Origin of the sequence: Sphingobium sp. B2D3A (genome assembly GCF_025961795.1) — a bacterium.
Classification (GTDB): Bacteria; Pseudomonadota; Alphaproteobacteria; order Sphingomonadales; family Sphingomonadaceae; genus Sphingobium.
Map to the genome: position 1 here is coordinate 1 of NZ_JAOQOI010000002.1, position 26,714 is coordinate 26,714.

25 protein-coding genes and 1 pseudogene are annotated in these 26,714 nt (G+C 56.8%); 15 read left to right on the top strand and 11 right to left on the bottom strand.

Annotation, left to right across the window (positions count from 1 at the left end; all coding sequences use genetic code 11):
• From M2337_RS16815 to M2337_RS16835, 5 genes and pseudogenes are all read right to left on the bottom strand, one after another.
• The coding region (locus M2337_RS16815) for a calcium-binding protein (protein WP_319801327.1) at window positions 1-2,927 on the bottom strand (2,927 nt) is incomplete at its 3' end.
• Between the two features lie 43 nt (window positions 2,928-2,970).
• Window positions 2,971-3,606, bottom strand: coding sequence for a hypothetical protein (locus M2337_RS16820; protein ID WP_264572450.1), 636 nt, complete (start codon window positions 3,604-3,606; stop codon window positions 2,971-2,973).
• A 659-nt stretch (window positions 3,607-4,265) separates the two neighbouring features.
• Window positions 4,266-4,812: pseudogene (locus M2337_RS16825) on the bottom strand (IS5 family transposase); the annotation flags it as partial.
• Between the two features lie 481 nt (window positions 4,813-5,293).
• Entirely contained in the window at window positions 5,294-6,691 is a 1,398-nt protein-coding gene (locus tag M2337_RS16830; protein ID WP_264572449.1) for an HlyD family type I secretion periplasmic adaptor subunit, read from the bottom strand.
• 9 nt (window positions 6,692-6,700) lie between these two features.
• Window positions 6,701-8,854 carry a type I secretion system permease/ATPase gene (locus M2337_RS16835; protein ID WP_264572448.1) on the bottom strand — a complete coding sequence of 718 codons (2,154 nt, stop codon included), beginning with the start codon at window positions 8,852-8,854 and terminating at the stop codon, window positions 6,701-6,703.
• Window positions 8,855-9,569: 715 nt separating this feature from the next.
• Between M2337_RS16835 and M2337_RS16840 the strand changes: the two genes are divergently transcribed.
• Genes M2337_RS16840 through M2337_RS16850 form a run of 3 tightly spaced genes read left to right on the top strand, consistent with a single transcriptional unit; the run spans window position 9,570 to window position 12,396 of the window.
• On the top strand, window positions 9,570-11,714 hold the full coding sequence (locus M2337_RS16840) for a ParB/RepB/Spo0J family partition protein (protein ID WP_264572447.1): 2,145 nt from the start codon (window positions 9,570-9,572) through the stop codon (window positions 11,712-11,714).
• Window positions 11,711-12,115 (top strand): type II toxin-antitoxin system RelE/ParE family toxin, encoded by a 405-nt coding sequence (locus M2337_RS16845; protein ID WP_319799463.1) that lies wholly within the window; start codon window positions 11,711-11,713, stop codon window positions 12,113-12,115. The genes M2337_RS16840 and M2337_RS16845 overlap by 4 nt, the downstream gene beginning before the upstream one ends.
• A gap of 2 nt (window positions 12,116-12,117) precedes the next feature.
• Entirely contained in the window at window positions 12,118-12,396 is a 279-nt protein-coding gene (locus M2337_RS16850) for an addiction module antidote protein (protein WP_264572446.1), read from the top strand.
• 3 nt (window positions 12,397-12,399) lie between these two features.
• On the opposite strand, the gene M2337_RS16855 is transcribed toward M2337_RS16850, so the two are convergent.
• Window positions 12,400-13,659 (bottom strand): Y-family DNA polymerase, encoded by a 1,260-nt coding sequence (locus tag M2337_RS16855; RefSeq protein ID WP_264572445.1) that lies wholly within the window; start codon window positions 13,657-13,659, stop codon window positions 12,400-12,402.
• A gap of 5 nt (window positions 13,660-13,664) precedes the next feature.
• Complete coding sequence (locus M2337_RS16860) at window positions 13,665-14,111, bottom strand: LexA family protein (protein ID WP_264572444.1); 447 nt, start codon at window positions 14,109-14,111, stop codon at window positions 13,665-13,667.
• A 144-nt stretch (window positions 14,112-14,255) separates the two neighbouring features.
• On the opposite strand from M2337_RS16860, the gene M2337_RS16865 reads away from it, so the two are divergent.
• The 5 genes from M2337_RS16865 (at window position 14,256) to M2337_RS16885 (ending at window position 18,113) form a co-directional block, all read left to right on the top strand.
• On the top strand, window positions 14,256-14,897 hold the full coding sequence (locus M2337_RS16865; RefSeq protein WP_264572443.1) for an SOS response-associated peptidase: 642 nt from the start codon (window positions 14,256-14,258) through the stop codon (window positions 14,895-14,897).
• 137 nt (window positions 14,898-15,034) lie between these two features.
• Window positions 15,035-15,784: a hypothetical protein gene (locus tag M2337_RS16870; RefSeq protein WP_264572442.1), complete on the top strand. Its 750-nt coding sequence runs from the start codon at window positions 15,035-15,037 to the stop codon at window positions 15,782-15,784.
• A 577-nt stretch (window positions 15,785-16,361) separates the two neighbouring features.
• Entirely contained in the window at window positions 16,362-17,207 is an 846-nt protein-coding gene (locus tag M2337_RS16875; protein WP_264572441.1) for a DUF932 domain-containing protein, read from the top strand.
• Between the two features lie 49 nt (window positions 17,208-17,256).
• Window positions 17,257-17,715: a hypothetical protein gene (locus M2337_RS16880; RefSeq protein WP_264572440.1), complete on the top strand. Its 459-nt coding sequence runs from the start codon at window positions 17,257-17,259 to the stop codon at window positions 17,713-17,715.
• Window positions 17,716-17,846: 131 nt separating this feature from the next.
• Window positions 17,847-18,113, top strand: a complete 267-nt coding sequence (locus tag M2337_RS16885; RefSeq protein WP_264572439.1) for a WGR domain-containing protein — start codon at window positions 17,847-17,849, stop codon at window positions 18,111-18,113.
• Here M2337_RS16885 and M2337_RS16890 read toward each other — a convergent pair.
• Window positions 18,110-18,472, bottom strand: coding sequence for a hypothetical protein (locus tag M2337_RS16890; RefSeq protein WP_264572438.1), 363 nt, complete (start codon window positions 18,470-18,472; stop codon window positions 18,110-18,112). The two genes, M2337_RS16885 and M2337_RS16890, sit on opposite strands and share 4 nt — an antisense overlap.
• Window positions 18,473-19,026: 554 nt before the next feature.
• On the opposite strand from M2337_RS16890, the gene M2337_RS16895 reads away from it, so the two are divergent.
• The 3 genes from M2337_RS16895 to M2337_RS16905 all read left to right on the top strand — a co-directional run bounded on the left by M2337_RS16895 (window position 19,027) and on the right by M2337_RS16905 (window position 21,097).
• Window positions 19,027-19,416, top strand: coding sequence for a DUF3768 domain-containing protein (locus tag M2337_RS16895; protein ID WP_264572437.1), 390 nt, complete (start codon window positions 19,027-19,029; stop codon window positions 19,414-19,416).
• Window positions 19,417-19,481: 65 nt separating this feature from the next.
• Window positions 19,482-19,652, top strand: coding sequence for a hypothetical protein (locus tag M2337_RS16900; RefSeq protein ID WP_264572436.1), 171 nt, complete (start codon window positions 19,482-19,484; stop codon window positions 19,650-19,652).
• The gene (locus M2337_RS16905; RefSeq protein WP_264572435.1) at window positions 19,649-21,097 is read left to right on the top strand and encodes a DUF4942 domain-containing protein; all 1,449 of its coding nucleotides are present in this window, start codon (window positions 19,649-19,651) and stop codon (window positions 21,095-21,097) included. The genes M2337_RS16900 and M2337_RS16905 overlap by 4 nt, the downstream gene beginning before the upstream one ends.
• 278 nt (window positions 21,098-21,375) lie before the next feature.
• Here the strand turns inward: M2337_RS16905 and M2337_RS17275 are convergent, their stop codons facing one another.
• Together M2337_RS17275 and M2337_RS16910 are read right to left on the bottom strand one after the other, a co-directional pair.
• Window positions 21,376-21,567 carry a DUF6771 family protein gene (locus M2337_RS17275; protein WP_319799464.1) on the bottom strand — a complete coding sequence of 64 codons (192 nt, stop codon included), beginning with the start codon at window positions 21,565-21,567 and terminating at the stop codon, window positions 21,376-21,378.
• Window positions 21,568-21,747: 180 nt separating this feature from the next.
• The gene (locus tag M2337_RS16910; RefSeq protein WP_264572434.1) at window positions 21,748-22,023 is read right to left on the bottom strand and encodes an HU family DNA-binding protein; all 276 of its coding nucleotides are present in this window, start codon (window positions 22,021-22,023) and stop codon (window positions 21,748-21,750) included.
• 616 nt (window positions 22,024-22,639) lie between these two features.
• Here M2337_RS16910 and M2337_RS16915 point away from each other — a divergent pair.
• From M2337_RS16915 to M2337_RS16925, 3 genes are all read left to right on the top strand, one after another.
• Complete coding sequence (locus M2337_RS16915) at window positions 22,640-23,257, top strand: hypothetical protein (protein WP_264572433.1); 618 nt, start codon at window positions 22,640-22,642, stop codon at window positions 23,255-23,257.
• A gap of 427 nt (window positions 23,258-23,684) precedes the next feature.
• Entirely contained in the window at window positions 23,685-24,374 is a 690-nt protein-coding gene (locus M2337_RS16920; RefSeq protein WP_264572432.1) for a ParA family protein, read from the top strand.
• A gap of 80 nt (window positions 24,375-24,454) precedes the next feature.
• Window positions 24,455-24,715: a hypothetical protein gene (locus tag M2337_RS16925; protein ID WP_264572431.1), complete on the top strand. Its 261-nt coding sequence runs from the start codon at window positions 24,455-24,457 to the stop codon at window positions 24,713-24,715.
• A 69-nt stretch (window positions 24,716-24,784) separates the two neighbouring features.
• On the opposite strand, the gene M2337_RS16930 is transcribed toward M2337_RS16925, so the two are convergent.
• Window positions 24,785-26,008 carry a DUF1173 domain-containing protein gene (locus M2337_RS16930; protein WP_264572430.1) on the bottom strand — a complete coding sequence of 408 codons (1,224 nt, stop codon included), beginning with the start codon at window positions 26,006-26,008 and terminating at the stop codon, window positions 24,785-24,787.
• Window positions 26,009-26,381: 373 nt separating this feature from the next.
• Between M2337_RS16930 and M2337_RS16935 the strand changes: the two genes are divergently transcribed.
• Window positions 26,382-26,624 (top strand): hypothetical protein, encoded by a 243-nt coding sequence (locus M2337_RS16935; RefSeq protein WP_264572429.1) that lies wholly within the window; start codon window positions 26,382-26,384, stop codon window positions 26,622-26,624.
• The last annotated feature ends 90 nt before the right edge of the window (window positions 26,625-26,714 follow it).

Sequence of the window (26,714 nt, forward strand, 5' to 3'; positions counted from 1 at the left end):
AATAACTCCTCAACATCCTCGATGTACTGCACAGGGCCTGCAGGATCTGCACCTAAAGCCCACATTGAAAACGCAGAACTGGTTCCCCAATAGTCGTAGTCGGCGATACTCCCATTAAATCGGGCCATGTCGTTTCCGGCACCGCCGTACATAGAACCACCTCTGACCTGACCGATCAGAATGTCGTCGCCATCTCCGCCATGAAGGATGTCTGCCTCACCTTCACCAGCATCCAAGATGTCATTTCCATCGCCTCCCCACAGCACGTCGTCGCCGCGGCCGCCAAACAATTTGTCGTCGCCGTCTGCGCCATAAAGTGTGTCGTTGCCGTCCAGCCCGAAGAGTTCGTCATTCCCTCCAAGGCCGTCGATGACATTGCTATAAGAACTGCCGTAGACGACATCGTTCCCCGAGGTCACCTCATATCCCGTAAAGTCCTCGACGTTCGCCGACAGTGAATCCGTTACAAAGCGGAATTCTTCGACCCCGGAGACAGTGAGTGTTCCGATGTCATATCCTTGGAAAACAAGGACGCCGGCCGCTTGTGCCGTAACTGAATAATCAGATCGGGAACCCGTAAAGCTGATAGTATCATGGCCGTCTCCGCCAATGATCGTATCGTTCCCAAAGCTCGTGGTGAAGAAGTCGTCGCCATCCCCACCATCGAGCGTGTCATCACCCGCTCCGCCGCGCAGCTGATCATCGCTGGACGTCCCCGTACGCTCGCCAACTGGAATTTCCGTAGCGAGTGCATATGCGCCGCTGGCGTAATCATAGCCACTCACGCTACCAAATTCGAACCGAATGCCTTCTCCCCAGTCTGTGAACAAAGACTGGGCCCCGTTGATCAATAAACTGGTGTCTCCATAGCCGTCGACCAGTTCAGTGTCGTGTACCTGAAACCCATACAGATCCTTGATAAAGACTGTATCGCCCGTCACTTCATTTATAAGAACAGCGTCCCCGACGCCAGTAAACGTGTTAAAATAGGTTCCAACAGTGGGAGTTACATCCCAAATTAATTTTAAATCAGAATAATTAACGCCTTGAAGTTCGATGTTAACATCAGGATGGGGACCATTTACGCCAAGTGGCCTATAATCGTATACTGTGTCATGACCAGATCCAACGCCAAACGCTACATGAATTGTTCCACCAGTATTATTATCATCCCGATAAATGAAATCATTCCCAGCGCCGCCGTCAATCAAAAGATAAGGTTCGCCCATTGCAATCGCAACACCGGGTGAATTGTTACCTCCGATTGTGTGTATGAAGTCATCTCCATCACCGCCGTAAACTTTGTCGTTAATGCTATTACTAATGATGTAGTCGTTGCCGTCGCCACCCCTCAGGATATTTATTTCTTGATACAAAGGGGGCTGCCAGTACGGTAATTTGGTTCCGCCGATGATTACGTCGTCCCCGTCGCCACCGGTAATTTCATCGTCTCCATCTCCGCCCGAAAGGAACGATCCAGCTGCCACGCCTTCGATGGAGATTTGGTCGTTACCCGCACCACCATGGATCGACTTTGCACCGGCACTTTCATCGATAATAACGTCATCAAACGCAGAACCTGTCAAATGCGTATGAAATCCCGTGATATTGATTTTTCCACCGCCAGTAGTTTCGATGAAGCCTACACCGTTAGCATCGATTTCGACGGTCGATCCGGCGGATTGGGATAGATTGATGGACTGGAGCGCATCCGGCGTCTGCCCGCCGTTCCCGTTAATAGTGAGATTGGTGCCAACGTGTATGGCACCAATAATCGTTACGGAGTCCCGGCCTGTGGTACCGATGATATTCTCGATGGAGTGAAGCGTGTCACTATCATTGAAGCCATCTTTGACCGTCAATCGACCAAGTTCAACCGTGCTACTATCATAAACGATGTCGATCCGAGTATGATCGGAATAGTCGACTGTGTCGTTCCCGTCTGCGTAATCGGGTGCGGCACCCTGGTATCCGCCCCAGATTACGTCATTCCCCTGATACGCTTTGAATGTGTCGCCGCCGGCTCCTCCTACGAGGATATCGTCACCCCAAAGATATTTCCCAGATCCGTCACCATCGCTGATTGAGTCGTCGCCGCCACCCCCGAGGATGAGGTCAGCGCGCCAGGTACCCTCGATTGCATAACCCAGCGAAGATCCAATGATGAGATTCTGCGGCTCGCTGAATGTGATGTTAATTCCCTGCCCGCCACTAACGCCCTGACTTACGAGTTGCGCGGCGTAAAGCGTGCTATTGATCAACTGCCAGTCCGCTAGTTGAAAAAAAGGACCATAAGTTTTGGTTGCGTCATGGCCGCTCATCGTTCCAAATATGTACTGGCGATTTTGATAGTCTATGGAAAACGCGCCTCCGCTATCTCCTGCCTGATTTCGAGCACTAAATCCCAAGTATCCTGAACTGAATGCTGACACAACATCACCAGTTCTTATGCCACTTCTTTCTCCGTCGTAATAATATTCCAATCCTTCAATAGTACTTTTTGCTGTCATCATGTCATTTGAATTGACAAAATAAGCCAGTCCGTAAGTTTTATTATTAGCTTTTTTGCTTCCCGAAATTAAAACAGCATCTCTTGATACTAACGATACATTTCCTTCTATAAGGCTGTTTTCCCGAGGATTTGGATTACTGTATTCCGCCTTTACCTGCTGAAGATATTGGTCTCGATAGCCGTTTATGTCCAGAACAATAGAATAACTATCGGATTTAGAATTTTGCCAGACAATATCATCAATAGTGATCAGTGAGGGATTTGCTATATTGGCAAAGTTATATTCAAATGCCGCATGACCTGCGGTCATGTAAACGCCATCACCAATTAAAATTTTCGTGGCGCCGGTGGAAGATTCAACGTCAGGGCCAGTATATACCGGACCCACAATCTTCTCTGCATGTGATCTTGCCATGGCATTTCCCCTCATTACTTTCTAAGATATAAAGTAAATCACCTTACTGATTATTTCTGATTCGTTCCCCACACCATATAGTAAGTTCTTTTAAGCCGTACGCGTCAAAAGAGAATTGTGCGAACTCCCCTGAATCGGGATCGTTAAATGTCAGGGAAATTTTGTTAGAGTTGATAATGCGATCAAGTAAGCCTACAACCGGAATTTCTGTACCGTCGAATGTTGTTGCGGACATATAATGGTCACCAACAACAACATCACTCGGCTCATCTGATGAACGATAATTTGATCGAGAGAGTACCGTCATCGTACCAATATCGACGAACGTGATACTATAATCTATTCCATCGATCGATAACCTTCGCAGATCTATTTGAGAAAGATCACTACGAAGTACTCCGCCATCACTTCTGATTACTCGAAAGTCCAGCTGCGGCGTCGCATTGTTGTAAAAGGTTAAGGACATAACTCGATTTTCTATCGAGCATTCGCTCTTGCGCAGAAGTTGAACGCCAGCCTTGGTTATGACATCTTTTCTCGCGACGGCAGTCCATGAGCCAACAATTTTTTGGATAGAGCCGGCTTTGTCGGGTGCGACGGGCGCACGCTCCGCGCTGCTGCCGGCAGCAGCGAGTAGAAATGGAGCAGCAAAAACGGATAAGAAATGGACGTTATTCATGTCTACGCTGCTCCCTTAATGATTTGTTTTCTTGCCGCGGACCCACCAATCGTTAGTTCGTAATGAATCCAATAAGTGCTTCGTTGGGCTGATCAAGCGCCTTCGAGACAGCCGAGCATTCTCATACGAATTTTTGCATTACCTTCGGAAGAAGGTACTGTATTTTGAGGAAAAGAGAATAGCAAATTGCAGAGCTTTCTAAAAATTGAAAGGCATGTATCTAGGCAGCCTGGACAATTTAGCGGCCGGAGATCGGCTGCGGCGAGTGTCATGGTTTTGCGCCCAAGGACGGATGTTTCAACCCCTTCTATCGTCGGTCCCGCCGATGGAGCGAGGACGGAATCTGGATGGCCGTCGTTGTCACGGTGGCGGAGATTATGGCCGACATCGGCGGTTGAGCATCGATAGCATGGCGCTCCGTGCCCAAGTCTCAGCAACGGGTTCATGAAGCCTTCTGGCCTATCTAGTCGGATCATCAGATGGCTTCCCTGACCGGCGGATGATCTAGGAGGAATGATCGCCTTTCACCTGCCAGGCGGCGAAGCGGCAGGCTGCAAGACCTATGACGCTTCGACCGCCCAAGCTCATGTCGGATGTTTTGGTCGCCGGTGGGACCTAGGATTCTGTGACTATGCGCGCCGATTCGATCAAAGGACGATCGAGGCCCTCCCTCGCAGAGACACACGGATGCGGTCGGCATCATACGCCTTGTCGGCCAGCACGATTGTTCCGGCACCCACATGGTCGAGCAGATCGTCGGCCGCCTGGCCGTCATGACTTCGCCAGCGGTCAGGCTTAGCCGGATCGGGAGGCCTTGCCCATCGACAACAGCGTGGATTTTGGTACTGAGCCCGCCTCGGGGGCGACCGAGACAATGATCTTGATCCCCCTTTTTGCCGTCGTCCCTGTTGATGCGCTCGTATAGAAGTGCTGTCGATCATCTGGATATCGCCATCATGTGCGGCGGTGATGGCGTCCATCATCCAGTTCCACACGTCTGCTTTCCGCCATCGCACAAAACGGTTGTAGCAGGTCGTGCGGGGGCCATAGCGTTCAGGTAGGTCGCGCCAGGACGCACCGGATCGTAGCACCCAGAAGATGCCATTCAGCACGCGGCGGTTATTGACGCGGGACGCCTCGCGGCTTGTTTGGCAGAAGCGGCTCAATAACGCGCCATTCAAAGTCGGTCAGATCGTATCGGCTCATGTGGAGCCTGAATCAGATTTCGGTACGATTTGAAAGATGGCTATCAATCAAGGGATAGCTGCCGTTGGTCTGCGCGGGTATGTAGGTTGCCTATCAGCCAAGAATGCCCGATTTGTCGCACAATTGTGGCTGAAAACGCTCGGTATCCGCGTTATCTGTGCCAAACCTGCGTCGAGAGGGTTAGCGACGTCGACGGTCGGCCTCTGAGGCTTTTCCAAGCCAGCCCTGATGGTCGATACGCAGCCAGCTATGCCAACACCGACGCATCTTACGACAGCCACGAAGTCTATGTAGACGGATTGGCGTGCTGGGCAGATGAAGCTCGCGTCGGAGGCATTGTCGTCCAAAGCTCGCTAATCCGGCATCTTGCCTGCTTCAATCATCACCGATTTATGGGTTCACGACCTACCGATGCTGACCACAATCTTGGCGTGCCAGGTGCGAGAAAAAATTAGCAAGATGTTGAATGACGTACGTGGCACTACCGCTCACGAGCAGCTTCATCGATCCTATTTGAAAGCGGCGATAACAAGTAATCGATGATACGCCTTCTGGAAGTCTTTATCTCGGCCGTGACTGTCATGCCTGGAGAAAGTACGATCTCGGATCTCTTCGTGGAACGAGGACTTCTTTGAATTTCTACGCGCGCGTTATACACTAGGCCCAGCTTTTCATCTTCAATCGCATCACGTGATATGTCTTTCAGGATGCCGTCGACCGTGCCGTAGTCAGAAAATGGAAAGGCGTCGATTTTTATCCTGACGAATTGTCCATTCCTCAGGAGGCCTATATCCTTATTGGAAACCTTGGCATCAATGACTAGCTTTCCATCGCTTGGAACGACAATCATTAGCGGTTGTGCTGGCTGTACCACGCCTCCGACTGTATGAACTGAGAGTTGCTGTACTATCCCGTCGACCGGACTAGTAAGGCGCATTTGGTGATTTCGGAGGGCCGTCTTTGCTATCTCGTTCTCTCTCAGTCTTTTGTTATTTTCGGCATCGATAAGCTCCTTCGCCGTCAAACGTTCAAGCTCCGATTGTAGTTGTTTGATTTGCCCTTGCACCCGAGCGATGCCGGCTCGCGCTTTAGCAGCAGCGGACCTTTGCACATCCATGTTGCGGACGCGTTCAATCCTTTGTTCCTCGAGTTCGTGGAGGCGCAGCCGGGGGAAATACCCCGCCGCGACGAGTTGCCTCCGACCTTCTATTTGGACATCAAAAAGTGGAAGTGTTTCTTCCAGTTTAGCTCGCTCGGCCTGGGCTGCATCTAATTCAGCTTGATGCTCTAATTGCTGCTGCCGGAGTATCGCATGACGGGCGCGAAATTCCTCGATTTGCGCTGCTAGGAGACGTTGCTGAACCTGCGAGTCCTCGCTCAATGTTCCTGGAGGTGGTGTAAATTTTGCGGCCGCGCCGGAAAGGTAGGAAAGGACGGCTTGGCTTCGAGCGCGATCGACTTGCGCTGCCTGTAGTCCGAGCAATGCCTGTGCATCCTCGGCGCCCGCTGTGGTGGCGTCTAGCTCGATGAGGAGCTCCCCGGCCTTAACCATCTGCCCATCCTGAACAGGAAGCGATTTTATCACCGCGAGTTCAGTTGGTTGTATTATTTTCACCCGATCAGCGGGAATAATTCGCCCTGGTGCGACGACCACGACATCGAGCTTCCCCACGAGAGCCCATATGATTGTGATCATGACACCGAGCATTAACGTCCAAAGCCCGATGCGGCCTATGGGCGAAGCGGGGGTTTCTATAACTTCTAGGGCGGCAGGAAGGAATTCGGTCTCGGAGTAACACTTTCGTTTTTTTTGCTGTTGGACGTCGAGAGACCAAGCAGATGATAACACTCTGAAGCATTCTACAGCAGATAATTTCATTTGTTTTCTTCAAAGATATTGGTCATCATTTTGCCCCATTTGCTTCTTATACAAACTGGCGTAACGCCCATTCTTAGTCATTAACTCAGTGTGAGTACCGGATTCGGAAATTAATCCTTGGTCAATCGTGACGATCAAGTCTGCCTGCCGAACTGCAGAAAGCCGATGTGCTACAATAATTACTGTTCGACCTGCCGAAATTTTTTTCAGGTTTTTTTGAATTATTTCCTCAGATTCCGCATCTAAAGACGACGTCGCTTCATCCAAGATAAGAATCCGCGGGTCACCAATCAGCGCACGTGCTATCGCGAGGCGTTGACGCTGCCCTCCCGACAAGTTGCGGCCACGTTCTTCAATTTTAGTGTCATACCCGAATGGCATTTGTAAAATGAATTCATGTGCGCCGGCTAATTTTGCGACTTTAATGAGCTCGTCTATAGAAATTCTAGGATTGCTTAAGGCGATGTTTTCCCGGACGCTGCGATTGAGCAGTTCGTTTTCCTGCAGCACAACGCCCACTTGTTTCCGTAGCCAAGCTCCATCGACAAGCACGAGATCAACCCCATCCACCAATATTCTCCCGCTCGTCGGGACGTGGAGTCGTTGGATGAGGCTAGTGAAGGTCGATTTTCCTGAACCGGAAGGACCGACCACTCCGATCACGCGACCTGCCTTGATCGATAGATCAATCCCCTGCAGTACTTCCGGGAGATCCGGCCCGTATCGAAACCGAACCCTTTCCAGCGTGATTTCGCCTTTAATCGGAGGTAACACTGTTTTGCTGGGATCGTTTTCCGGTTCCGTTTTTGCGTTCAACACATCTCCAAGGCGTTGAATGGACACGTTGACTTGTTGCACGTCCTGGACAAGTTGGGACAAGCGAAGAATCGGTGCCGCGACCCTGCCTGCCAGCATATTGAATGCTACCAAACCACCCACCGTCAAATCGCCTGAAATCACCTGCTTGGCACCGATATACAGCACGAGTACCGTAGTTAGTTTCGACACGAGCTGAATGGCCCCAGAGCCAAAGATCCCCATTCGCGCAACGGCGAAGCTGCTTTGCACATATCCAGCGAGTTTGCGCTCCCAGTCATCTCGCATTCGAGGCTCAACAGCCATCGATTTGAGGGTTCTTACGGCGCTGACGCTTTCTACCAAGAATGCTTGGTTGTCCGCGCTACGATTGAATTTCTCGTCGAGACCTTTCCGCAAAGGCGGGACTACTAACGCTGTGACAATAGCGTAGAACGGAAAGGAGATTATTACTAAAAGAGTTAAAACCGGAGAATAAAGATACATTACGCATATAAATACTAATGTAAATAGAAGATCTAATCCAACGGCGAGCGCTGGGCCCGTCAAAAACTGGCGGATGGTATCTAGCTCCCTGACTCTAGCTACTGTATCTCCGACCCTCCGATTCTCGAAGTACGCCAGAGGCAGATTCAACATGTGTCGGTACAGGGAGGAGCCGAGCTCGGCGTCGATGCGGGACGTAGTATGGCTCAAGAGCCACTGACGCCCTCCGACCAGAAGGGCCTCCCAAACGAAGACAAATGCTAATCCGAACGCCAGCACGTCTAGGGTAGATAGCGCCCCGTGCACTAGGACTTTGTCTATAATTAATTGAAAAAAGAGCGGTGATACCAACCCCACGATCTGTATCGTAAATGTCGCTATCAAGACTTGCAATAGCGGATTTCTATACTTGACTAAAAATGGAATAAACCAACTTATTCCAAAATGCCGCTTTAAGCCGCTTAGAGTTTCTCGAGTAGTCATCAAAATAATAATGCCAGACCAACGGCTTTCTAACTCGTCGACTGTCCAAACTTTTGGATCATTTTCTTCCGATGTTAGGACTAGAATGCGCGTTGTTACCAGTCCTCCAGCTGCGGCCGGTTGGTCGATAATTTTTGCTATCAGAAAGAAGGATCCATCATGCGACTGTCCAATAGCCGGGAGATGCAGGCGTCGTAGCTTGTCTGTATTTGCGCTGATGGCGCGGCACCTGACACCGAGGCGCTTGGCAGACCGAACAATATCGTTCACCGAAAACGCCCCCGTTCCGGTGCCTCTTTCGTGCTCAATTTGCGAGGCGTCTGCATGTACTCCTAAAGCAGTTAGCAGATGCAGCATAGCGAGCAGGCCAGAATCCATTTTGCGTGAACCGCTCGGTACCGTGCTAGACATATCCCCCCTTATTTCACGGCTGCGTTAACAAGAGCTAGTGCTTCTTCCCAGAGAAATTTGTTGCGTAGGTCAATGAGTTTTAAACATCATTTGGAAGTCATTTCAATGAGGACCTCACATAAACTGGTCACGCCGCGGACAGCCTATCGAATAATCTCCATAGCTCGACGACCCAAGTATCCGACTTACTTATCGCCATGGGAAGGTTTCTTCGAGTGTAATTGGTGATTGAGCGGTCATTTAGGCTGCCGGGCGACGAGGGCTACGATCTGCGCGCGATAAAGCCAGGTAGGCCACTCTCCTTCGTCAGTTCATGGGATCAGCGTTGCAGTCCGTGGCCTCAATGCCCGAAGATGGTCTGCGCGCCTGCCGGACTATGCCGGTGACACGCCAGGGGCCGCTGCTGCGGCCGTCCCGGTGGCGCTGCGCGCGTTCCGGGGCCTGATCCTGCCCCCTTTGCTACGGCCTGGCCGTCTGCGGCGCTAACCGCGCCTCCGCTTGGTCGTGCGGGCGGTATCCCCAACGCCCAGTCCCCCGGATCTACGTCCGGGGTCCCTGCGCGCCGGGTGATCCCCCTCCCCCCGCACGAGCCGATGCAAATTCCCCGACCCAGTTCGCCACTCGGCAGAAGCCGATGGCCCACAAGCCATCGCCTTCGGCTCCGATTAAGAAAGGGAAAAGTATGACCAAGATCAGCAAGCCCGCGAAGCAAACAATCCTGCACCTCACGGTTGAGCAGCTTCATCCGAGCGAACGCAATGTGCGCAAGACCCCATCCAGCGCTGCTAGCGATGCTGAAATCTCCGCTTCCCTTCTCTCGGTTGGCCTCATTCAGCCGATGGTCGTTATCGACCGCGAGGGTGGCGGCTATGAAGTGATTGCCGGAAATCGCCGCCGCCGCTTGCTGACGGCGCTGGCAGAGGCCGACCCGAGCCGCAAAGCGCTGACCTTCCTCTGTATGAAGGTCGATGACCTCTCGAAAGTCACGGAAATCAGCATGGCCGAGAACCGTGCCCGGGAAGCCATGTCTCTCCCCGACGTCTACCGAGGCTTTGCCGCGATCCGAGCCGAGCGCCCCGAGGCGACCCTTGAAGAGCTTGGCGCGATGTTTGGCTATGACGTGGCCCGAACGGCCCGCATCATGCGCATTGCAAACCTGCATCCGGAAATCATGGACCTCTACAGCGCTGGCGAGATCAGCGACGCGCAGGCCATGGCTTATGCCGCGACCGAGGACCAATCCCTCCAGATCGCCGTCTATCGGCAGTTGGAAGAGCAGGCGACCTATGACCATCACAAGAATGCCAGCGCCATTCGCAAGGCGATGAACTCGGGCGACCATGAACTATCGAAGCTGATCCGCTACGTTGGCATCGAGGCCTATCGCGAGGCGGGGGGCGTTTTTGAGGCCGATCTGTTCGCCAAGGAGGGCGAGGGCATCGTGCAGAACTCCGATTTGCTCCGTGACCTCGCTGCGAAGCGCATGGCGGATGATAAAGACCGCTTTGCACACAAGATCGTCCGCAATGGCCGTATGCTTGGCGAGAAGTGGGGCCTTGCCGACCTGCAATTTTCATGGGCCGCGTCGCCTCCGCAGATCAAGCAACATGGCTACGTTTCGACGGATCGTGAACTTCGCTTCCGGCCTGAGCTGGGTGACCTGCCCAAAGACCTCGCAGGCATTTATGCCTCCATGGAGGCCCGCCTTGTCGATATGATCGACGAGGACGACGAACCATTGCCCGATCAGGAAGAAGCCTACGAAATGCTATTCGCCGAAATGCGCGCACTGGACGGGGGCCGTCCCATCATCCTGCCCAAGAAGGGCGCTATCGTTGGCGTGGCGTCGATTGAGAATGACGGTCGCTTCGAGGTTGAGCTTTGGTTCGCGGATCGCGCCGCGAAGGGTGCAGAGATTCCCAAAGGTGCAACCCAGCAGCGCGGCCCCAAGGCGGAGTTGAGCCCGGCAGAGGCAGAGCGCGCCCGCTTCGGCCTGTCCAAGGAAAATATGCAGGTCATGATGCTCATCCGCCGCGACATGATCCGTGCCGAGTTGACGCAGTCGGCCGTCGCAGGTTCGTCGCTCGCGCTCGATTTCATGTTGTTCACTCAGGCACGTACGATCCTCATGCCGACACTGGCCTATGGCAACACCGTCTACTTCCATGGCGAGGATCAGGGCATCAACGACCTTCCCCATGATGAGGATGGCACCAGCAAGATTGCCGAGCTGGTGAAAGGGCGACCGGAAAGAGCGGCATGGCTCACGACCAAGGAAGACATGGCCTCCGCAACATGGAGGACCGCGCATGATCCCATTGAGGGCTTTGCGCTGTTCCGCCAGTTGTCCGACCTCGACAAGAACAAGGTCGCCGCGCTGGTCGCCAGTCACATGCTTATGGCGACCACCTCTGCCTATAGCGAGGGCCGCACGCCCCGCATGGTGTGCGAACTGGCGAACATCATCGAGAGCGAACCGAGCTTTGGACGTTGGCGCGATGCCGTCGTTTTGGATGAGGCGTTCTTTGCCAAACTATCCCACAAGGCTCGCATTGCTCTACTCGACACTTGGGGGCTGGCAGATCGTGCCAAGGGAATGAAGGCCAGCGAAACAGCCGCTTTCTGTGCCCGGATCGCCAATTGCGATGAGGAAGACGCGAAGTTGCTCGGCTTGCATCCCGACGATATTGCCGAGGCGGTAAACTGGCTTCCCGATTTCATGGAGACCGGGACCATCCCTCCCCTCCCCGTCAAGATCGATGAACCCGAGGCGTTCGATGACGCCGAGGATGCCGACCAACTGGAAGAACTGGATGAGGCGGCATGATGGCGGCGGGGGATGCAAAGTCCCCCGCCCTCCCGCCGGAGGTAGGACCAAGCTTATTTTCCACTAAAGTGAACATTTCTATTGCAGCAATTTCACTTGTCCACTATGGTAGACACATGATCGAAGTTCGTCAGACCGCCCAGTTCCGAAAGTGGCTAGGTGGCCTTGATCATCATGCCCGCGCCCGCGTGGAAATTCGCATTCGCCGTGTTTCCATGGGCAATTTGGGAGACGCCAAGTTCTTTGAGGGCATTGGTGAATTACGGATCGATTTCGGTCCAGGCTATCGCGTCTATTTCATCAAAAAGGGCGATGTTCTGGTGATCCTGTTGGCGGGCGGAGACAAGAAATCTCAGAAACGCGATATTCGTGACGCACTCGAGTTGGCGAAGGAGTTTTAGACATGGCTGAAACGACAATTTGGGACCCGACCGAGTTCCTTGCAAATGAGGACGCGATTGCCGCTTATCTGGATGCGGCTTTTGAAGAGGGCGACCCGGCCCTTATCGTCGCGGCAATCAGCGACGTCGCAAAGGCGCGCGGCATGAGCGACATTGCGGCGAAAGCAGGCATGTCTCGGTCCGGTCTTTACAAGGCTCTCGGCGAAGGCGGAAATCCTTCACTGGCTGGCCTTCTCGACATCATGAAGGCAATTGGCGTCCGTCTCGCTGTGGCCGCTTGAAGGTCAACGAGCTATCGGAACCTCCCCGATCCGCGTCGTCCACGCCTGACTTTTCATCGAGCGCTTGGTCTCATAGCTGCGCGCGCCCTGCCCTTCGGCCGCGAGGCGGACCGTGCTTCGTCCGAAGCGTCGATTCAGCCCATCCAGCGCGGCCAGCAGCTCGCCCGCTTTCGGATCGGCAGCAGCGAAGAGATCGCCCTGCATCGCGTCAGCCGCGTGCAGCCCTTCGAGCATCACGCCGCATTTGGTATAGACCGAGCCACTGGCGAACATGGCGTCGGACAATGCGCCCGCAACCCGCGCGACCACCCGAGGATCGTTCGTCGCCGGCGAGAGGCGCGCGGAGCGGGAGGCTGAGGGCGAGTTGGGCTTGAACCGGCTCCCGTGCATGAACGCGATCAGCCGGGTGGAAACCAGGTCCTGCGTCCTGATTTTTTCGGCGGCGCGCACAGCGCGCCGCACCATCGCTTCGCGCATTGTCGTGGCGTCGCTCACCGGCTCGCCAAAGCAGCGTGTTACGGCGGTGGCCTTCAATGGCTCCGGCTCGGGCTGAAAGCCCTCGCATTCGATCCCATTGAGTTCGAGGACAAGGCGCTCGAGAACGACCGTGCCGACGCTTCGCGCAATGTCAGGATGCAGAGCGGCAAGGTCCGCAGCGGTCGCTACCCCCAGCGGACGCAGCCGCGCGGCCAGGGCCGGCCCAATCCCCCAGACCTCTTCGACTGGACACGCTGCAAACAGACGCTTGCGCAGCTCCATGTCGTGCAGATCGACCACGCCGCCCCAAACCTTCTCCGATGCCTTGGCGAGCGCATTGGCAACCTTGCTCAGCGCGCGTGTCGGACCAAGCCCGATCCGCGTCGGCAAGCCGACCGATCGCATGACCGCTTCGCGCACGCGATGCGCTGTGGCAACGTCGCCCATCCCGTCAGGCAGCACCGGCAGTCCGAAAAAGGATTCGTCGATGGAGTAGATTTCCACGGTATCGGAAAACTCCCCGATCACCATGTTAAACCGGCGATTGAGATCGCTGTAGAGTTCGTAATTGGAGGATCGCAGCTCGATGCCATGCCGCTTGATCGTGTCTCGGATCAAAAAGACCGGCGCCCCCATCTTGACATGAAGGGCTTTGGCCTCGGCGCTGCGCGCAACGGCGCAGCCGTCATTGTTCGACAGCACCAGGACCGGCACGTTGCGCAGCTTCGGATCGAACAATCGCTCAGCGCTGACGTAGAAGTTCTCGATATCGAGGATCGCCCACATCGCGATCAGCCCTGAAGGTTGCGCACGCTGGCGCGCACCACGCCCCAAATCTCGACGCCTTCGGCGCTCGTCTCGCGATAGTTCATGCGGCTGTTGCGCGCCTGAAGGTAGGCGGTCCCGCCACGCGTGCAGAGCTGGCGCACGACAAACCCGCCATCTACAACCGCGATGACGATACGCCCGTTGCATGGGCGGCTGTCGCGGTCCACCACGACGATATCGCGGTCATAGATGCCGGCATCGATCATCGAATTGCCGCGCACCTCGAACACGAAGCTCGCGGCCCGATCTAAACGCAGCAGATCGACCAGATTGATCCCCGATTCCTCCCAATCCTGCGCTGGCGATGGAAAGCCCGCGCCGGCGCTGCCGATGATCTGCAGGCGCAGATCTACCGGCACATCGATCAAGGGAATCGGGTGATCGGAGGACAAGGCGAAGGCGAAGGACATCACGCAATTGTAATGCGCACTAGAACATAATGGGAACAGAGATTTTACACCGTTCGTCGCAAGCACGCTTTCGCCAGCCCAGCAACGAGCCGGAGCGCCGGCTCCGCACATTGACTTTGCCGCGCGCGGCACGAAGTATCAGCCATGTGCAATCGCGCTCAAAGGGGTGAACCCGAAACGATCCGCGCCACCTTCGGCGCGCGAATGTTCCGTGAGTTCAACGAGGGGCCGCTCGTCGTCCATCCTAAAGACCCCGGCCTTGTCGTCCTCCAGCACGAGGGCCAGCGCGTGGTCGATCAGATGACATGGGGCTTCCCGGTCTCGCTCAAGAGCACGAAGACCGGCCTGCCCCTCAAACCCAAGCCGGTTAACAATGCCCGGTTCGACAAGCTTGGCGGCTTCTGGCGCCGGTGGACCGGTGTTGCGAACCGCTGCCTGATCCCGACGGCGCGGTTCGCTGAAGCCATCGGCCCGAAGGGCAGCATGACAGAGGCATGGCTATCCCTCCCCGATCAGCCGGTGTTTGCATGGGCTGGCCTCTGGACGGACAGCGCTGAATGGGGCCGTTGCTACACGGGCGTGATGACCGACAATGCTCCTGAGCTGGCTGACATTCATGATCGCTCGCCCGTGATCCTCGACCCCGCCGATTGGGAGACGTGGCTCACCGCGCCGCTCGATATGCTTTATCAGTTCGACCGCCCCTATCCCGCTGACAGGATCAAGGTCGAGCGCACCGCCATTCCTTGGGTAAAGCGCCCGCCGAGCGCTCCAGCGCTGCTGTAAGGCCGGGCAGGCCACTCCCCTTCGCCAGCTCTTGGGTCAGCGCTGCGTTCCGTGGCCCTGATGCCCGAAGACCCTTTGTGCGCACCGCGCTAGATTGTGATAAGCTCTCGCGCGGGGCATTAGAATGGGGCGGTAGAGTGGGGTGTTACTTTCTCATCATTGGTCAATGGATTTACGATTTTCAGACGTTGATTGCCGGAATTCTCGCTGTTGGAGCCGCGCTTTATGCGGCCAGGTTCGCGCAGAAGCAGGTTGGCGCGGCAAATTTGCAGATCGAGGTTGCGCGCGAACAGATCGCGGCTGTGAAGGAGCAGGCCGATCAAGAGCGCGCCGCGAAGTTGCGAGCGGCCCGTGCATCGTTGCCGACGACATTGAGTTCAATTTGCGAGTATGCTCAAGAGGCTGGCGAAGCGCTCTATGCCGCTTGGCCAGTAGCAGCGAAGGTCTACCCAGATGACCACGACCCACATTCCGTACAATCTGTAAAAGCCGACATACCGTCATTTCCATACGAACTTCTGGATTCGCTTGAGAGGATCGTCGAACTGACGGATGCAGAAGACGTGGCCGAACGCATCGAGAGCATTCTCCGCGAAGCTCAGGTCTTTTCTGCGCGGACCAGACCATTGGTTTCTGGGACGAACATCGATACCGACGTTCTGGCGATCCACATCATCCAGGCTGCAGCGCTTTACGCGCGCGCGGAATCGTTGTTCACCTACGCGCGTCGAAAGACGAACGGCGTGAACTCAGCGGATTTGTGGGACCGTGTGTTTGCTGCCTTGTTGGTCTGGCGGGTTTATGAGCCACGGATTCTAGATGAAGCCAAGAATCAGCGCGGGCAAGGGCTTCCTCCAGGAGAAGCCGATAGCGTCGAGCCTGAGTAAAACCTTCGTCAGAGCGTTGATAATCGGCGATAGATCCCACCAGATCGAGTCCGAAAGGTGGTAATCTGATACAGACAGACGGGCGCGACCCTGCGGGCGCGGCTCTATCTCCGCTACGCTCCGACCGAGCCACCGTTCCGGCGTCTCGTCCCATGCGGGTGACGATCCTCGCGTGAAATAGCCGGGCAGGCCCCGCCCCTTCGCCAGCTCTTGGGTTAGCGCTGCGGTCCGTGGCCTTTGATGCCCGAAGATCCTCTGTGCGTGCGCCGGACAATGCCGGCGACACGCTAGGGCCGCTGCTGCGGCCGTCCCGGTGGCGCTGCGCGCGTTCCGGGGCCTGTTCCTACCCCCTTTGCTACGGCCTGGCCGTCTCCGGCGCTGCGCGCCTCCGCTTGGTCGTGCGGGCGGTATCCCCAACGCTCAGTCCCCCGGATCTACGTCCGGGGTCCCTGCGCGCCGGGTGATCCCCCTCCCCCCGCACGAGCCGATGCAAATTCCCCGACCCAGTTCGCCACTCGGCAGAAGCCGATGGCCCACAAGCCATCGCCTTCGGCTCCGATTAAGAAAGGGAAAGTCCATGTATCACACGCTCGCCACCCGCTTTAGCCGCCGCAATGCGCGTCAGATTTCCGCGCGCGAAGCGCTCAGCGATGACCAGTTGCGCGAAGTCGTGCCCTCGATTTTCGCCGAGGAAGCCCATGACAGCCGGTCAGCCAAATATGTCTATGTGCCCACCATCGAGATCGTGCAGGCTCTTCGCAAGGAAGGGTTCCAACCATTCTTTGCCGTGCAGGGGCAGCCCCGCGACGGTTCGCGGTTCGGCCACGCCAAGCACATGCTGCGGATGCGACGGCCCGGCCAGATCGCCGCGACCGAGGCCGCCGAGGTGGTGATCGTCAACAGCCATGACGGAACGACCAGTTATCAGATGTTCGCTGGCCTTATTCGCTTTGTCTGCACCAATTCCATGATCGCGGGCGAGCAGTTCAAGGACGTGCGCGTTCCCCACAAGGGCAATATTGCGGATCAGATCATCGAAGGCGCCTACACGGTCGCGCAGGACTTCCCCCGCCTGATCGATGCGTCGCGCGAAATGGCAGGCGTCGCTCTGCGCCCCGAGGAACAGCGCGTGTTTGCAGAGGCCGCGCTTGTCGCTCGCTATGACGAAGCGAAAAGCCCCATCACCCCCGAGCAGGTTTTGCGGCCGCGGCGTCAGGCCGACATCGGCGCCGATCTGTGGACCGTGTTCAATCGCGTGCAGGAGAACATCATTCGCGGCGGCCTCAAGGGCACCCGTGAGAATGCCGACGGTAGGATTATTCGGAGCACGACCCGCGCCATCAACGGCATAGATCAGAATGTCGGCGTCAACCGTGCGCTCTGGACCCTCGCTGAAGGCATGGCCCGCCTCAAGGCCGCATGACCGCGCTGGGGAGGCTTCACGGCCTCCCCCCATCAACGACGAGGTGGCAATGACCTATGAAGATTTTCGCGCGGCTCTCGCCGCGCTCTGCCCCGTTCATCGGGCAAAGGCCATTGTGAGCGCCATCGAGGCGCTTCCCATGGGAACGCGGATCGGCAGTTATGTGCGTGAAGCAGGCCGCGACCGCTGGCGCCTCGAATATAACTCTACCAAATGGCGTCGGGACCGAACCAGCTATGTCGTTCAAAGCCGGTCTTACACCGGGGCGTGGTCGCTTGCCCTGGACTTCGCTATGCCTGCACCGCACCGCAATGACGATGCCGAGCTGATCGCCCTGGCCGCCTATGGCATTTTTCAAGCGAACGGATTGACCGCGCTGCCCGGTATTACCGAGAGCGCGCCGCCCGCTCTTGCTTCCCTCCCCGTCCCTCCGGCGGACATGCCCTCGCCGACCCGGCAACCCGCGCCGGCACCGCGCATCGGCCAGCAGTTCCATTTGCCCTGGTGATGACGGCCGAGCTGGCGCCAAGGCCCCAGCTCGGCCGACTTGGTTCGTTGACCGGAAATCTGAATCAGTCCTGGCGCACTGATTCAGATTTCCGGTTGGACCTCGCGCGCGCGGGCGAGGACAGTGCGGCTATGCTCACCGACGACGATCAGCTCATCCGCTTGCAGGCCGTGGACCTGGCTCGCAACATCGCTCGCCGCTACGAGATTCACGCCCAGCGCGATCTCTTCGGCGCGTTCGTTGTCGACTATAGCTGGGGCCGCATCGGCAGCGGAGCCGGGCAAGCCCGGCGCGTCTCGTTCGAGGATTGCGATCGCGGCGCGCGGTTCGTCCGCCAGCTCCTCGCAAGACGAGCCAGCGCGAAAGCCCGCCTTGGCGTCGAATATCGCCGGGTCTAGCGACCCCGGCGCGTCGCCTTCTCGGGGCTGAGCAGTTCAAGCGACTGCGCATTGCAGGGCGGCGCCGCCGTTTCGAGATCGCGCAGCAGATCTTCACGGCTGACGAGCCTCAGCCATTGCCGCCCATAGGTGCGCGCAGCCAGATAAAAGACGCTGCCATGGCACGCGACCATGCTGCACCGATCTGAACGATCAATCAGGCTGGCAATCGCGCCGTGCTTGAGCGCAAGCGCTTCGACATCGACGCGCAATTGCACGCCGCACCGCCGGCATTGCGAGCGCGCCAGCCCATTTGAATGGTGCAAAGCGCCAAGGGTCTGCGCCCAGCGGGGGAAAATCCGGTCGATCTTGTCTGCCATCGGGCAATTCTACAACCCCGCCGAATCGCGGTCTAGTTCCACTGAGGAATGAATTTGAGCGCGACCCTTTGGGCACGGCTCTATCTCCGCTGCGCTCCGACCGAGCCACCGTTCCGGCGTCTCGTCCCATGCGGGTGACGATCCTCGCGTAAAGTTGCCGGGCAGGCCACTCCCCTTCGCCAGCTCTTGGGTCAGCGCTGCGTTCCGTGGCCTTTGACGCCCGAAGATCCTCTGTGCGCGCGCCGGACCGGGCCGGCGACACGCTAGGGCCGCTGCTGCGGCCGTCTCAATAGCGCTGCGCGCGTTCCGGGGCCTCTTGGGGCCCCCTCTGCTACGGCCCGGCCGTCTCGGGCGCGTGCCGCGCCCTCGCTTGGTCGTGCGGGGAGTGTCCCCAACGCTCGGTCCCCCGGATCTACGTCCGGGGTCCCTGCGCGCAGGGTGATCCCCCTCCCCCCGCACGAGCCGCTGCAAATTCCCGACCGCAGTTCGCCACTCGGCAGAAGCCGATGGCCCACGAGCCATCGCCTTCGGCTCCAATTAAGAAAGGGAAAAATATGACCATCCAGACCGCCGGACAGCCTGAGAACAAAGTCGCTAAGATCGCAGCGCTCAATGACGCCATGCGCAAGGCATTGCCGCAGGCCACCGGCCATAACCGCGTCGTCGTGACCGCTGGGATTGATGCCATGATCGGCGATGCGAAGCGTTGGCCGGGCTACGGGCGCCGGGCTCAGCTTTTGCGCGAGGTCCGCCAGTTCGACACCTTCAACGAGGACAACGATCCCGACGGCCACCGCAGCCTTGGCCTGTTCGATTGGGAGGGAACAAGCTGCATGTGGAAGATCGACTATTACGACACGGACCTTGAGTTCGGGTCAGCCGATCCCGCCGATCCCGACAAGACGGCGCGCGTTCTCACGATCCTGCGCACCGACGAATATTGATCGCCAGCGGGGCGACTTCACCGGTCGCCCCCTCCCCTCCCCGTTATCATTGGAAAGACCCACCAATGAGCAAGTCAAACTCAATCAAGCTTGATCGCTTGGATATCGAGACACTTCACGAGGCCGTTCAGCTCTTCGGAGGCGAACGCGCGTCCATACTCGAAATCATCCTCGATGCCATTCTCACAACCGGTGCCGAAAGCGTCATCCTGACCCCTGAAAAGGTGGCCTCATGAGCAACGATCTCATGCAGCGCGTCCAGATCGACGAGATCACCGCTGGCCGCGCCCAGGCAATCGCCCTCTGGATGGACGCCTATGACAATTTCCACTCGCTGACCGCCAAGGCCGCACAACTCTGCGTCGGCGGCGCCGTGTCCCTCCCCGCGCACATGGGCGACCGCTATAACGATACCGGGCTAACCCGCGCGTTCCTTTCAGATAAGGACCATGAAGAACGTTGCCGCGAGACGGGCGCATGGGAGACAACGCCGGCGCGCGACTATTTCAGCGAGCAGATAACGGCCGCGGTTGACCGGCGCTGCTGGAGCCACCTGCTGGACTCGGTCGGTTTCGACCAACTGCTGGACCGTCAGGCCCGCGAGGAGTTCTATGCCAGCCTACAGGGCACCCCGCCCGCCTTCACGTCCGAAAACTGCGCTTCGACGTTCGGCAACATTTGGGAGAACCGCCGCACGCTCTATCTTCGCGGCATCGCCAACACGTTTATGGCGCTGGACCGCCGATTCCGCAGTCATGACGGCTTCAAAATCGGGTCGCGGCTCATCATCGAGCGGGCGCTAAGCGAGAGCCTGCATTGGTGGAGTGTCTATAATCGCCGCGATACCCTTCGCGATGTCGAGCGCGTCTTTCGCGAGCTGGACGGCCTTGGCCCCTGCCCCGAGCATCAGAGCATCACGAACCAAGTCACGGGCCTTGGTGGACAGACCCCGTGCGTCATCAAGGGCGATTATTTCCGGGTGCGCGTGTTCGGCAACGGCAATCTTCATCTGTGGTTCGAGCGCAAGGACCTGCTGCAGGAGGTCAACAAGCTGCTGGCGGAGTATTATGGCGACGTCATTGGCGATGCTTACAACAGCACCAAGGCCGATGATTCGCCGGGATATCATCTGACCCGTGCCAAGAATTTCGAGGCCTTCAATTCGTCCGAGGACGTTGCCGGCGAAGTCATGCGCTATGCAGAAATTGGGTCAGGGCAGCGCGTGCTTGAGCCCAGCGCCGGCACTGGCGTTCTGGCCCGGGCCGCGCGAGACAGGGGCGCGATCGTCTCATGCATTGAGATCCAGCCCGGCCTCGCGCAAGAGCTGCGCGTGCTGCACGGCTTTGACGATGTACGCGAAGCCGATTTCCTCACCGTTCAGCCTGGCACAGAGCTGTTCGACTGCATCATTATGAACCCTCCCTTTGATCGCGGCCGCGACTGCGATCATGTCCGGCACGCCTACCAATTCCTGAAACCAGGCGGCGTCCTGATCGCTGTCATGAGCGCCCGCGCCGAACATGGCGAGGATCGCCGGCACAAGGCGCTGCACGATCTGGTTGAGCGCTGCAAACCGGCCTATGGCTGGCGCAAGTGGCATGATCTGCCCCCTGGATCGTTCGCCCATGCCGGAACACAGGTGAACACGGTTATTCTGGCAATCCGCAAGCCAAGCAGCTAAATATCGGGCTTTCCCGCCCAGCGTGGCTGAAGGCGAAATCGTCACGTTGGGAAGCAGGGCCGGTGGAGCAATCCACCGGCCCATTTCTTTCCACTTTTGGTTTAGTGCTTTGCCTGGTCCACGAGAGATGCACGACTATGGGTTGTGCAAAGTCGGCACCGCTCTATCGTCTTCGTCCGACATTGCGGCATCCCACTCCTGCGGCGTTATGCCCATCATCATTTCAAACAGGCCCAGGTCGAGAGGTTCGTCCTCGTTTTCAGGGTCGGGCGGGCGCATCAGAAAGGGAGTCTCGCTTGTCGAGGGTCTGGAACTCCCTCCTCCCCGTCTATCAGACTCTGAATTTGCAGAGCGAGTTCCTTCGCGGCCGCCATGCGCAACGTATCGCGAGGAGCGGTAAGGCCGACACGAGCCCATCCGGGGGCGGACAGCAACGCGTCGGCGAGGTCATTTGTGCTGGGCTGTTCCATAAGAACAAAATAGGAACAACATTCGATTCGGGTCAAGAACTCTGTCGATCAAATACGATGACCTGAGGGGAATCTGGTCATGCAGGGCTAGAGCGGATAATGGAATGGCACCCAGCTGAGAAGTGACCCGTCATCTGGAAAATTCAGGCCGGTGGATCTGATCCACCGGCCCTCTTCTTTTCACGCGTTCAGAGCGTCCTTGAGGCCCTTGGCGGCGGAGAAGGAAACCTTTCTCGACGCCGCGATCGTCATCGCTGCGCCTGTCGCGGGGTTACGGCCCTCGCGAGCCGGAGTGTCTTTGACCTTAAACTTGCCGAAGCCGTTGATGCTCACTTCTTCGCCGTTCTTTGCCGCTGCCGCCAGCTCCGCAAAAACAGCGTCGACATACTTGCGGGCATCGGCCTTAGTGACGCCGGTCGCATCGGCGACCTTTTGTGCGAGATCTGCATTGTTCATATCTGATGTCTCCGTTGAAAGGCGCATGGTCGATAACGCGCCATGTGATCTGCGTCACTGTCTGAGAGCTAGCAACCTTCAGCTGGTACGTCATTCTCATGCAAAACAGCGCCAATTATCTCCAGAAGTGGCCGCAAGATGTCTGGATCAAAATAGAATTGAATTGTTAGAAATTAGAAATCAAAACAATAAAAAATCCGGGTATACTTTTCAACATAAAGTTAAAATTCTATTTCATTCGAATGAATGGGTTGAAGAACTCATTTTTATGCCTAAATGTTTCCTGAATCAATGATATAGACGCTTAGATCGCGTCATTACGATGGAGTCGGATTGTGAGTTGCGAGCTGACGGAGCCAAACGGTACAACCAAGCGACAAGACTTTCTCTGGCTCGTCCAGATGTTTATGCAACGTGATACCGAAGTTGTAGGGTGGCATGGGTTTGCTGGAGACGCGGTGGCCGCCAGCTACCGCATTCCTAAGTCAATGACCGCTCGGGACGCTGCCCGCGAGTTCTGGGCATTCTTCAACGATGATTTCAGGGGCCACGCTGAGAAAGTTTGTCCATCTTGGATGTCTGCGCTCAACGATCCTCCCTATCGCTAAGGGAAGCCATGGCTCCGTTGCGCTTCAATTTACAGGGCTACTCGTATCAGGACGGGATCAGCATTCTGCGCAATAGCTTTGAGGCTGCTCAGGAAGCGCTGCATACCAAACGAGAAGGAGCGATGGACGAGGCCGTTGCCTACCAGGAGGGATTGAAGGAAGGCACGGTCGAGTGGATCGGCGAGCGTGACGAGGATGGCTTCGTCATATGGGATCAGCAATCGGTCCTAGATTACAACGTCAGAGATGCAGAGGAAGCAGCCAAGGAACTTCGCAAAGCCTTCTGCATCGCCATGTATCACCACTGGGAACGGTCAGCCTTGCAGTGGGTCGATAAGGTCCAGTTGAAACACGCGGGCCTCGTAGCGATGGTCGAGGCCATTCCGTACCCCGTCGATGCAAAGCTGAGCGACCTCCACCTGCTTGTGAATGCGCTCAAGCATAACAATGCCAAGTGGTTGAAGCAGCTCGCTGATAAGCGGCCAGACTTGCTCATGGTCGACCTTCAAGGAGAGCGGGAAAAGGTCAATTGGTATGGGGTAATTTCCGTTCGGCCTCAGCATGTCGAGGAGTTTTTCGACGTGCTGACGGCCTCTGGGCCTACGATTGATAGCGTTCGACCCTAACCCCCCTTCCCTCATTTTAAGGTCAACAAACCGGTCGTTTAGTTGACCGTCAGCGAGCCCCCTCCCCGCATGACGCCGGCCGTTGTGGCAACCCCCTTGTGGAGTTGCGGCGACCTGTTTTTGGGCGGTTCGTGATGACCGCGTCGCAGTGCCGTTGAATGATTTTTTCGGCGCTGGGAAGTGTCGCTTTGCTTGAATGGCTGGATTTGGGTAATAAGTAGCTACCAGCTATCGGAAGGATACCTCCGGGAATAGCAGAAAGCTATCGGCTAGCGGAACGCTAACAGATAGTGAGTAGCTACCCAGTATCGGGAAGCTACACCGTAGCAGAAAGCTATGTGAAACCACTTGGCTTAATGATAGCTATCGTATACGCCTCGTTATCCAGTAGCTACTGGATACCTTTGAAAGGGAGCTAGGGGTCGCAATGCCCACGATCGTATTTCTCAGTCCAAAGGGAGGGGTCGGAAAAACCACTTCCGCAATGATCCTCGCAAACCAACTGAGCCAAGGGGCTCCGGTCACCGTGATCGATGCCGATCCGAACCGGCCTTTCCAATCATGGGAGAGGGGAGGAAACGCGCCGGAAAACCTCAAAATCGTCGCCGATGCTGACGAAGAGAACATCATAGATAAGATCGAGGAAGCTGCGGTCGCCACGCCATTCGTGATTGTAGATCTTGAGGGAACTGCGGCCAAGATCGTGGTACTGGCAGTTAGTCAGGCGGACCTCGTGATTATCCCAACCCAAGGCTCACAGCTTGATGCCGAGCAGGCGGGCAGGGCGCTCAAGGTGATCCATCAGCAGGAAAAAATGTCGCGAAGCAAGGTGGATTATGGCGTGCTGCTAACGCGCACGAATCCAGCGATCCGTACGCGCACCACGAGCCACATCATGGAGGGGCTAGGGAACAACGCGATTTCTGTTTTCGACACCCAGCTCCATGAGCGCGAGGCCTATCGCGCAATGTTTTCCTTCCGGCAGACGTTGGACGGACTAAGAGACGAAGAGGTCGCCAACCTCGATAAGGCAATCGCAAACGCGAACGCGTTCACAATGGAGGTCGTAGATCGCCTGAGGGCGTCGAAGCAGGCTAGGGCAGGGGAGGCAGCATAATGTCGGAGCGAGCACCAGTATTCGGTGATCTAGGTGATTTTACACCACGTAAATCATCAGCTCGAATGGACCCGAAGGCCTTGGATCAGATCGCCAAGGAGAATGGGTTCCCGAGCAGGTCCGCTCGCGAAGAGCCGGGGGACAAAGAGTGGACCCAAGCACAACCTCGACAGGGCCGCCGTTACACAACGGGCAGAAATCGCCAGATCAATGTCAAGGCCACCGAGGAGACCATCAATCTTCTTTATTCCGTGGCTGACGAACTGAATCAACCGCTAGGCGCCGTCCTGGAGCTGGCGCTGAAAGCGCTAGTAGCTCAGCGCTCGGAGGTAACAAAGTAGCGGTATAGGGCTCATCAGTCCATTCGGCGGGCCACCATTAGATTAGAACCAATGCACCTTCGCTGAGTGTCAATGTAGGGAACCTGGAATATCAGGCCTGTCTTGTCGGTGGCTAGCCGGCGGCAACGCCATGCCCGACTGCCACGTGACATGTGCCACACCTTGCGCATTCATCAAGAGAGCGAGATCCTCGTCGCTGCGCGGGCCGGCGAGATTGTGGACGAGATGCACCGCCGTTGCCTGTGCGCCGGTATCAGTGAACATCAAGCTTGCTATGGGCTTGTCCTCTGCCAGGTTGACCCGCATTCCCTTGACGAAGCGCCTACGCGCTCTGACCGCCGAGGAAATCAGTTCCTGCTCCATCATGGTTTCATAGGGTAGCCATTCCCTTGTAACAGGCATCAGGCTGATTTCGTGGAGGTGAGGGGCACCGGCAGAGCTGATCGAGAAGGTGGCGGCAACAACCAGATGTCCATCCTCTCCGTGCAGCCGCCATAGCTCCTCCTCAGCGGCGAAGCGGCGGTGAACCCGGCGGGCCATGTCATCATCGAGCAGAAACGGCCAATCGGGAAGGTGCTTTACGATCAGACGTTCGCCAAAGCGGTCCCGATCGAACGCCTTCACCTCACCGATCATGATCATGAGGTTGTCGCGCGAGGCGTAGGCGTGTCCAAGTTCCGAACGCCGCCGCTTGGCAATCTCATCCTTAGCATCGAGCCGGAACGGCTCTGGAATAAACAGGACTTCTGAGAGGTTCGCGCCTCGTGCCTTACAGCCATGCGCTGCCTGCAGCAGCTCGCGCCGGATGAGGCCCCAGTAGCGCTTGTCAGCCATCTTCGGGTGCCAGTGTGTGAGCTGCGCTCGGTCCCAGAGATAGTGAAGCGTGCCCCGGATACTGAGGCGCTGACCATTGGACTTGATGGTAGGCTTGTCGTTGGTGAACGCGCTTGGCGCGGCGCGAGCTGCCCCGCGCGAGAGAGGGAAGGCGAAGCGCAGAGATGTTTCGCCGGTTTCCTCATTCTCCACGACGGCCGATCCCTTCACTTGTCCCAGGCCGGTCAGAGAATCGGGAGCCTCATAATGGTCGCACCAGGGCGCGTGTCGCGGGCCTGAATAAGGCCAGCGCGCGAGAAGATGCGCTCCGTTTCTAATAGCGATGTAGAGCGGGAGACTATCATCCGGGTGACACAGGCATAGCGGGCGATCCTTCAGCGTATAGGCACGGGCTAATAGAGGCTCGAAACCCGGATCGTCAGCGTCGATAATCTGACCTAAAATGCTGTAGCGCTGCATGACAAATCGCCCCCACAAAATCCGGCGTTCTGATCCAGTTATCGACCGAGTATTTACCAGAAGGAAAGCACGGGCGAGGGCATAGCGCAAGTGCAGAACCGGTACCGTTGCCGCCTCGCTCGCGTACCGCACAGGCCATTCGGCCTGTGCACCGCTACGCATTGCCAGCATCAGGGGGAATAAATTTTATTCCATTATCCGCCGATTTTGGAGGCGGTTTGCAGTCTCCGTCAAGGATGCACGGTTCCCCCAAATTTTTCTTTGAAAAATCTGCACCCCCACGCCCCGCTTCGCGGCGGCTTCGCCGTCCCTGACCGAGACTACAAACCCCCTCCGATGACGGTCCATCAATTCACATTTGATGGAGGTTATCATGTACGCAGAATATCATATCAGCACCATTGCAAAGCTCGACAATCAGGCCGCGTTCATCGAACGCCAACTGCGGCGCCACGAGCACTATTCCGCAACCATCGACTGGGCTGCTCTCTCGAACGAGCAGGCCGCGCGGGCTGCACTCGCCGAAGAAAGGCTGCTCAATGAATCGGCGGAAATTGCGCTGGAGATCGACTTCTATGCCGATCAGATGTCGCTGAGCTATGACTGGTCCGATTGATCAGATCGCCGCGAAGGCCGCACTCCAGAAGGTCGGCCTTCGTTGTCATTCTTCAGCGCCCTTTGGCAAACCGCGAAGAGGGACCAAGTC

Excerpts from the sequence above, each read along its gene's own strand:
- M2337_RS16820 (WP_264572450.1), bottom strand. The coding sequence starts at position 3,606 with ATGAATAACGTCCATTTCTTATCCGTTTTTGCTGCTCCATTTCTACTC.
- M2337_RS16830 (WP_264572449.1), bottom strand. The coding sequence starts at position 6,691 with ATGAAATTATCTGCTGTAGAATGCTTCAGAGTGTTATCATCTGCTTGG.
- M2337_RS16835 (WP_264572448.1), bottom strand. The coding sequence starts at position 8,854 with ATGGATTCTGGCCTGCTCGCTATGCTGCATCTGCTAACTGCTTTAGGA.
- M2337_RS16840 (WP_264572447.1), top strand. The coding sequence starts at position 9,570 with ATGACCAAGATCAGCAAGCCCGCGAAGCAAACAATCCTGCACCTCACG.
- M2337_RS16845 (WP_319799463.1), top strand. The coding sequence starts at position 11,711 with ATGATGGCGGCGGGGGATGCAAAGTCCCCCGCCCTCCCGCCGGAGGTA.
- M2337_RS16850 (WP_264572446.1), top strand. The coding sequence starts at position 12,118 with ATGGCTGAAACGACAATTTGGGACCCGACCGAGTTCCTTGCAAATGAG.
- M2337_RS16855 (WP_264572445.1), bottom strand. The coding sequence starts at position 13,659 with ATGTGGGCGATCCTCGATATCGAGAACTTCTACGTCAGCGCTGAGCGA.
- M2337_RS16860 (WP_264572444.1), bottom strand. The coding sequence starts at position 14,111 with ATGTCCTTCGCCTTCGCCTTGTCCTCCGATCACCCGATTCCCTTGATC.
- M2337_RS16865 (WP_264572443.1), top strand. The coding sequence starts at position 14,256 with ATGTGCAATCGCGCTCAAAGGGGTGAACCCGAAACGATCCGCGCCACC.
- M2337_RS16875 (WP_264572441.1), top strand. The coding sequence starts at position 16,362 with ATGTATCACACGCTCGCCACCCGCTTTAGCCGCCGCAATGCGCGTCAG.
- M2337_RS16880 (WP_264572440.1), top strand. The coding sequence starts at position 17,257 with ATGACCTATGAAGATTTTCGCGCGGCTCTCGCCGCGCTCTGCCCCGTT.
- M2337_RS16885 (WP_264572439.1), top strand. The coding sequence starts at position 17,847 with ATGCTCACCGACGACGATCAGCTCATCCGCTTGCAGGCCGTGGACCTG.
- M2337_RS16890 (WP_264572438.1), bottom strand. The coding sequence starts at position 18,472 with ATGGCAGACAAGATCGACCGGATTTTCCCCCGCTGGGCGCAGACCCTT.
- M2337_RS16895 (WP_264572437.1), top strand. The coding sequence starts at position 19,027 with ATGACCATCCAGACCGCCGGACAGCCTGAGAACAAAGTCGCTAAGATC.
- M2337_RS16900 (WP_264572436.1), top strand. The coding sequence starts at position 19,482 with ATGAGCAAGTCAAACTCAATCAAGCTTGATCGCTTGGATATCGAGACA.
- M2337_RS16905 (WP_264572435.1), top strand. The coding sequence starts at position 19,649 with ATGAGCAACGATCTCATGCAGCGCGTCCAGATCGACGAGATCACCGCT.
- M2337_RS17275 (WP_319799464.1), bottom strand. The coding sequence starts at position 21,567 with ATGGAACAGCCCAGCACAAATGACCTCGCCGACGCGTTGCTGTCCGCC.
- M2337_RS16910 (WP_264572434.1), bottom strand. The coding sequence starts at position 22,023 with ATGAACAATGCAGATCTCGCACAAAAGGTCGCCGATGCGACCGGCGTC.
- M2337_RS16915 (WP_264572433.1), top strand. The coding sequence starts at position 22,640 with ATGGCTCCGTTGCGCTTCAATTTACAGGGCTACTCGTATCAGGACGGG.
- M2337_RS16920 (WP_264572432.1), top strand. The coding sequence starts at position 23,685 with ATGCCCACGATCGTATTTCTCAGTCCAAAGGGAGGGGTCGGAAAAACC.
- M2337_RS16930 (WP_264572430.1), bottom strand. The coding sequence starts at position 26,008 with ATGCAGCGCTACAGCATTTTAGGTCAGATTATCGACGCTGACGATCCG.
- M2337_RS16935 (WP_264572429.1), top strand. The coding sequence starts at position 26,382 with ATGTACGCAGAATATCATATCAGCACCATTGCAAAGCTCGACAATCAG.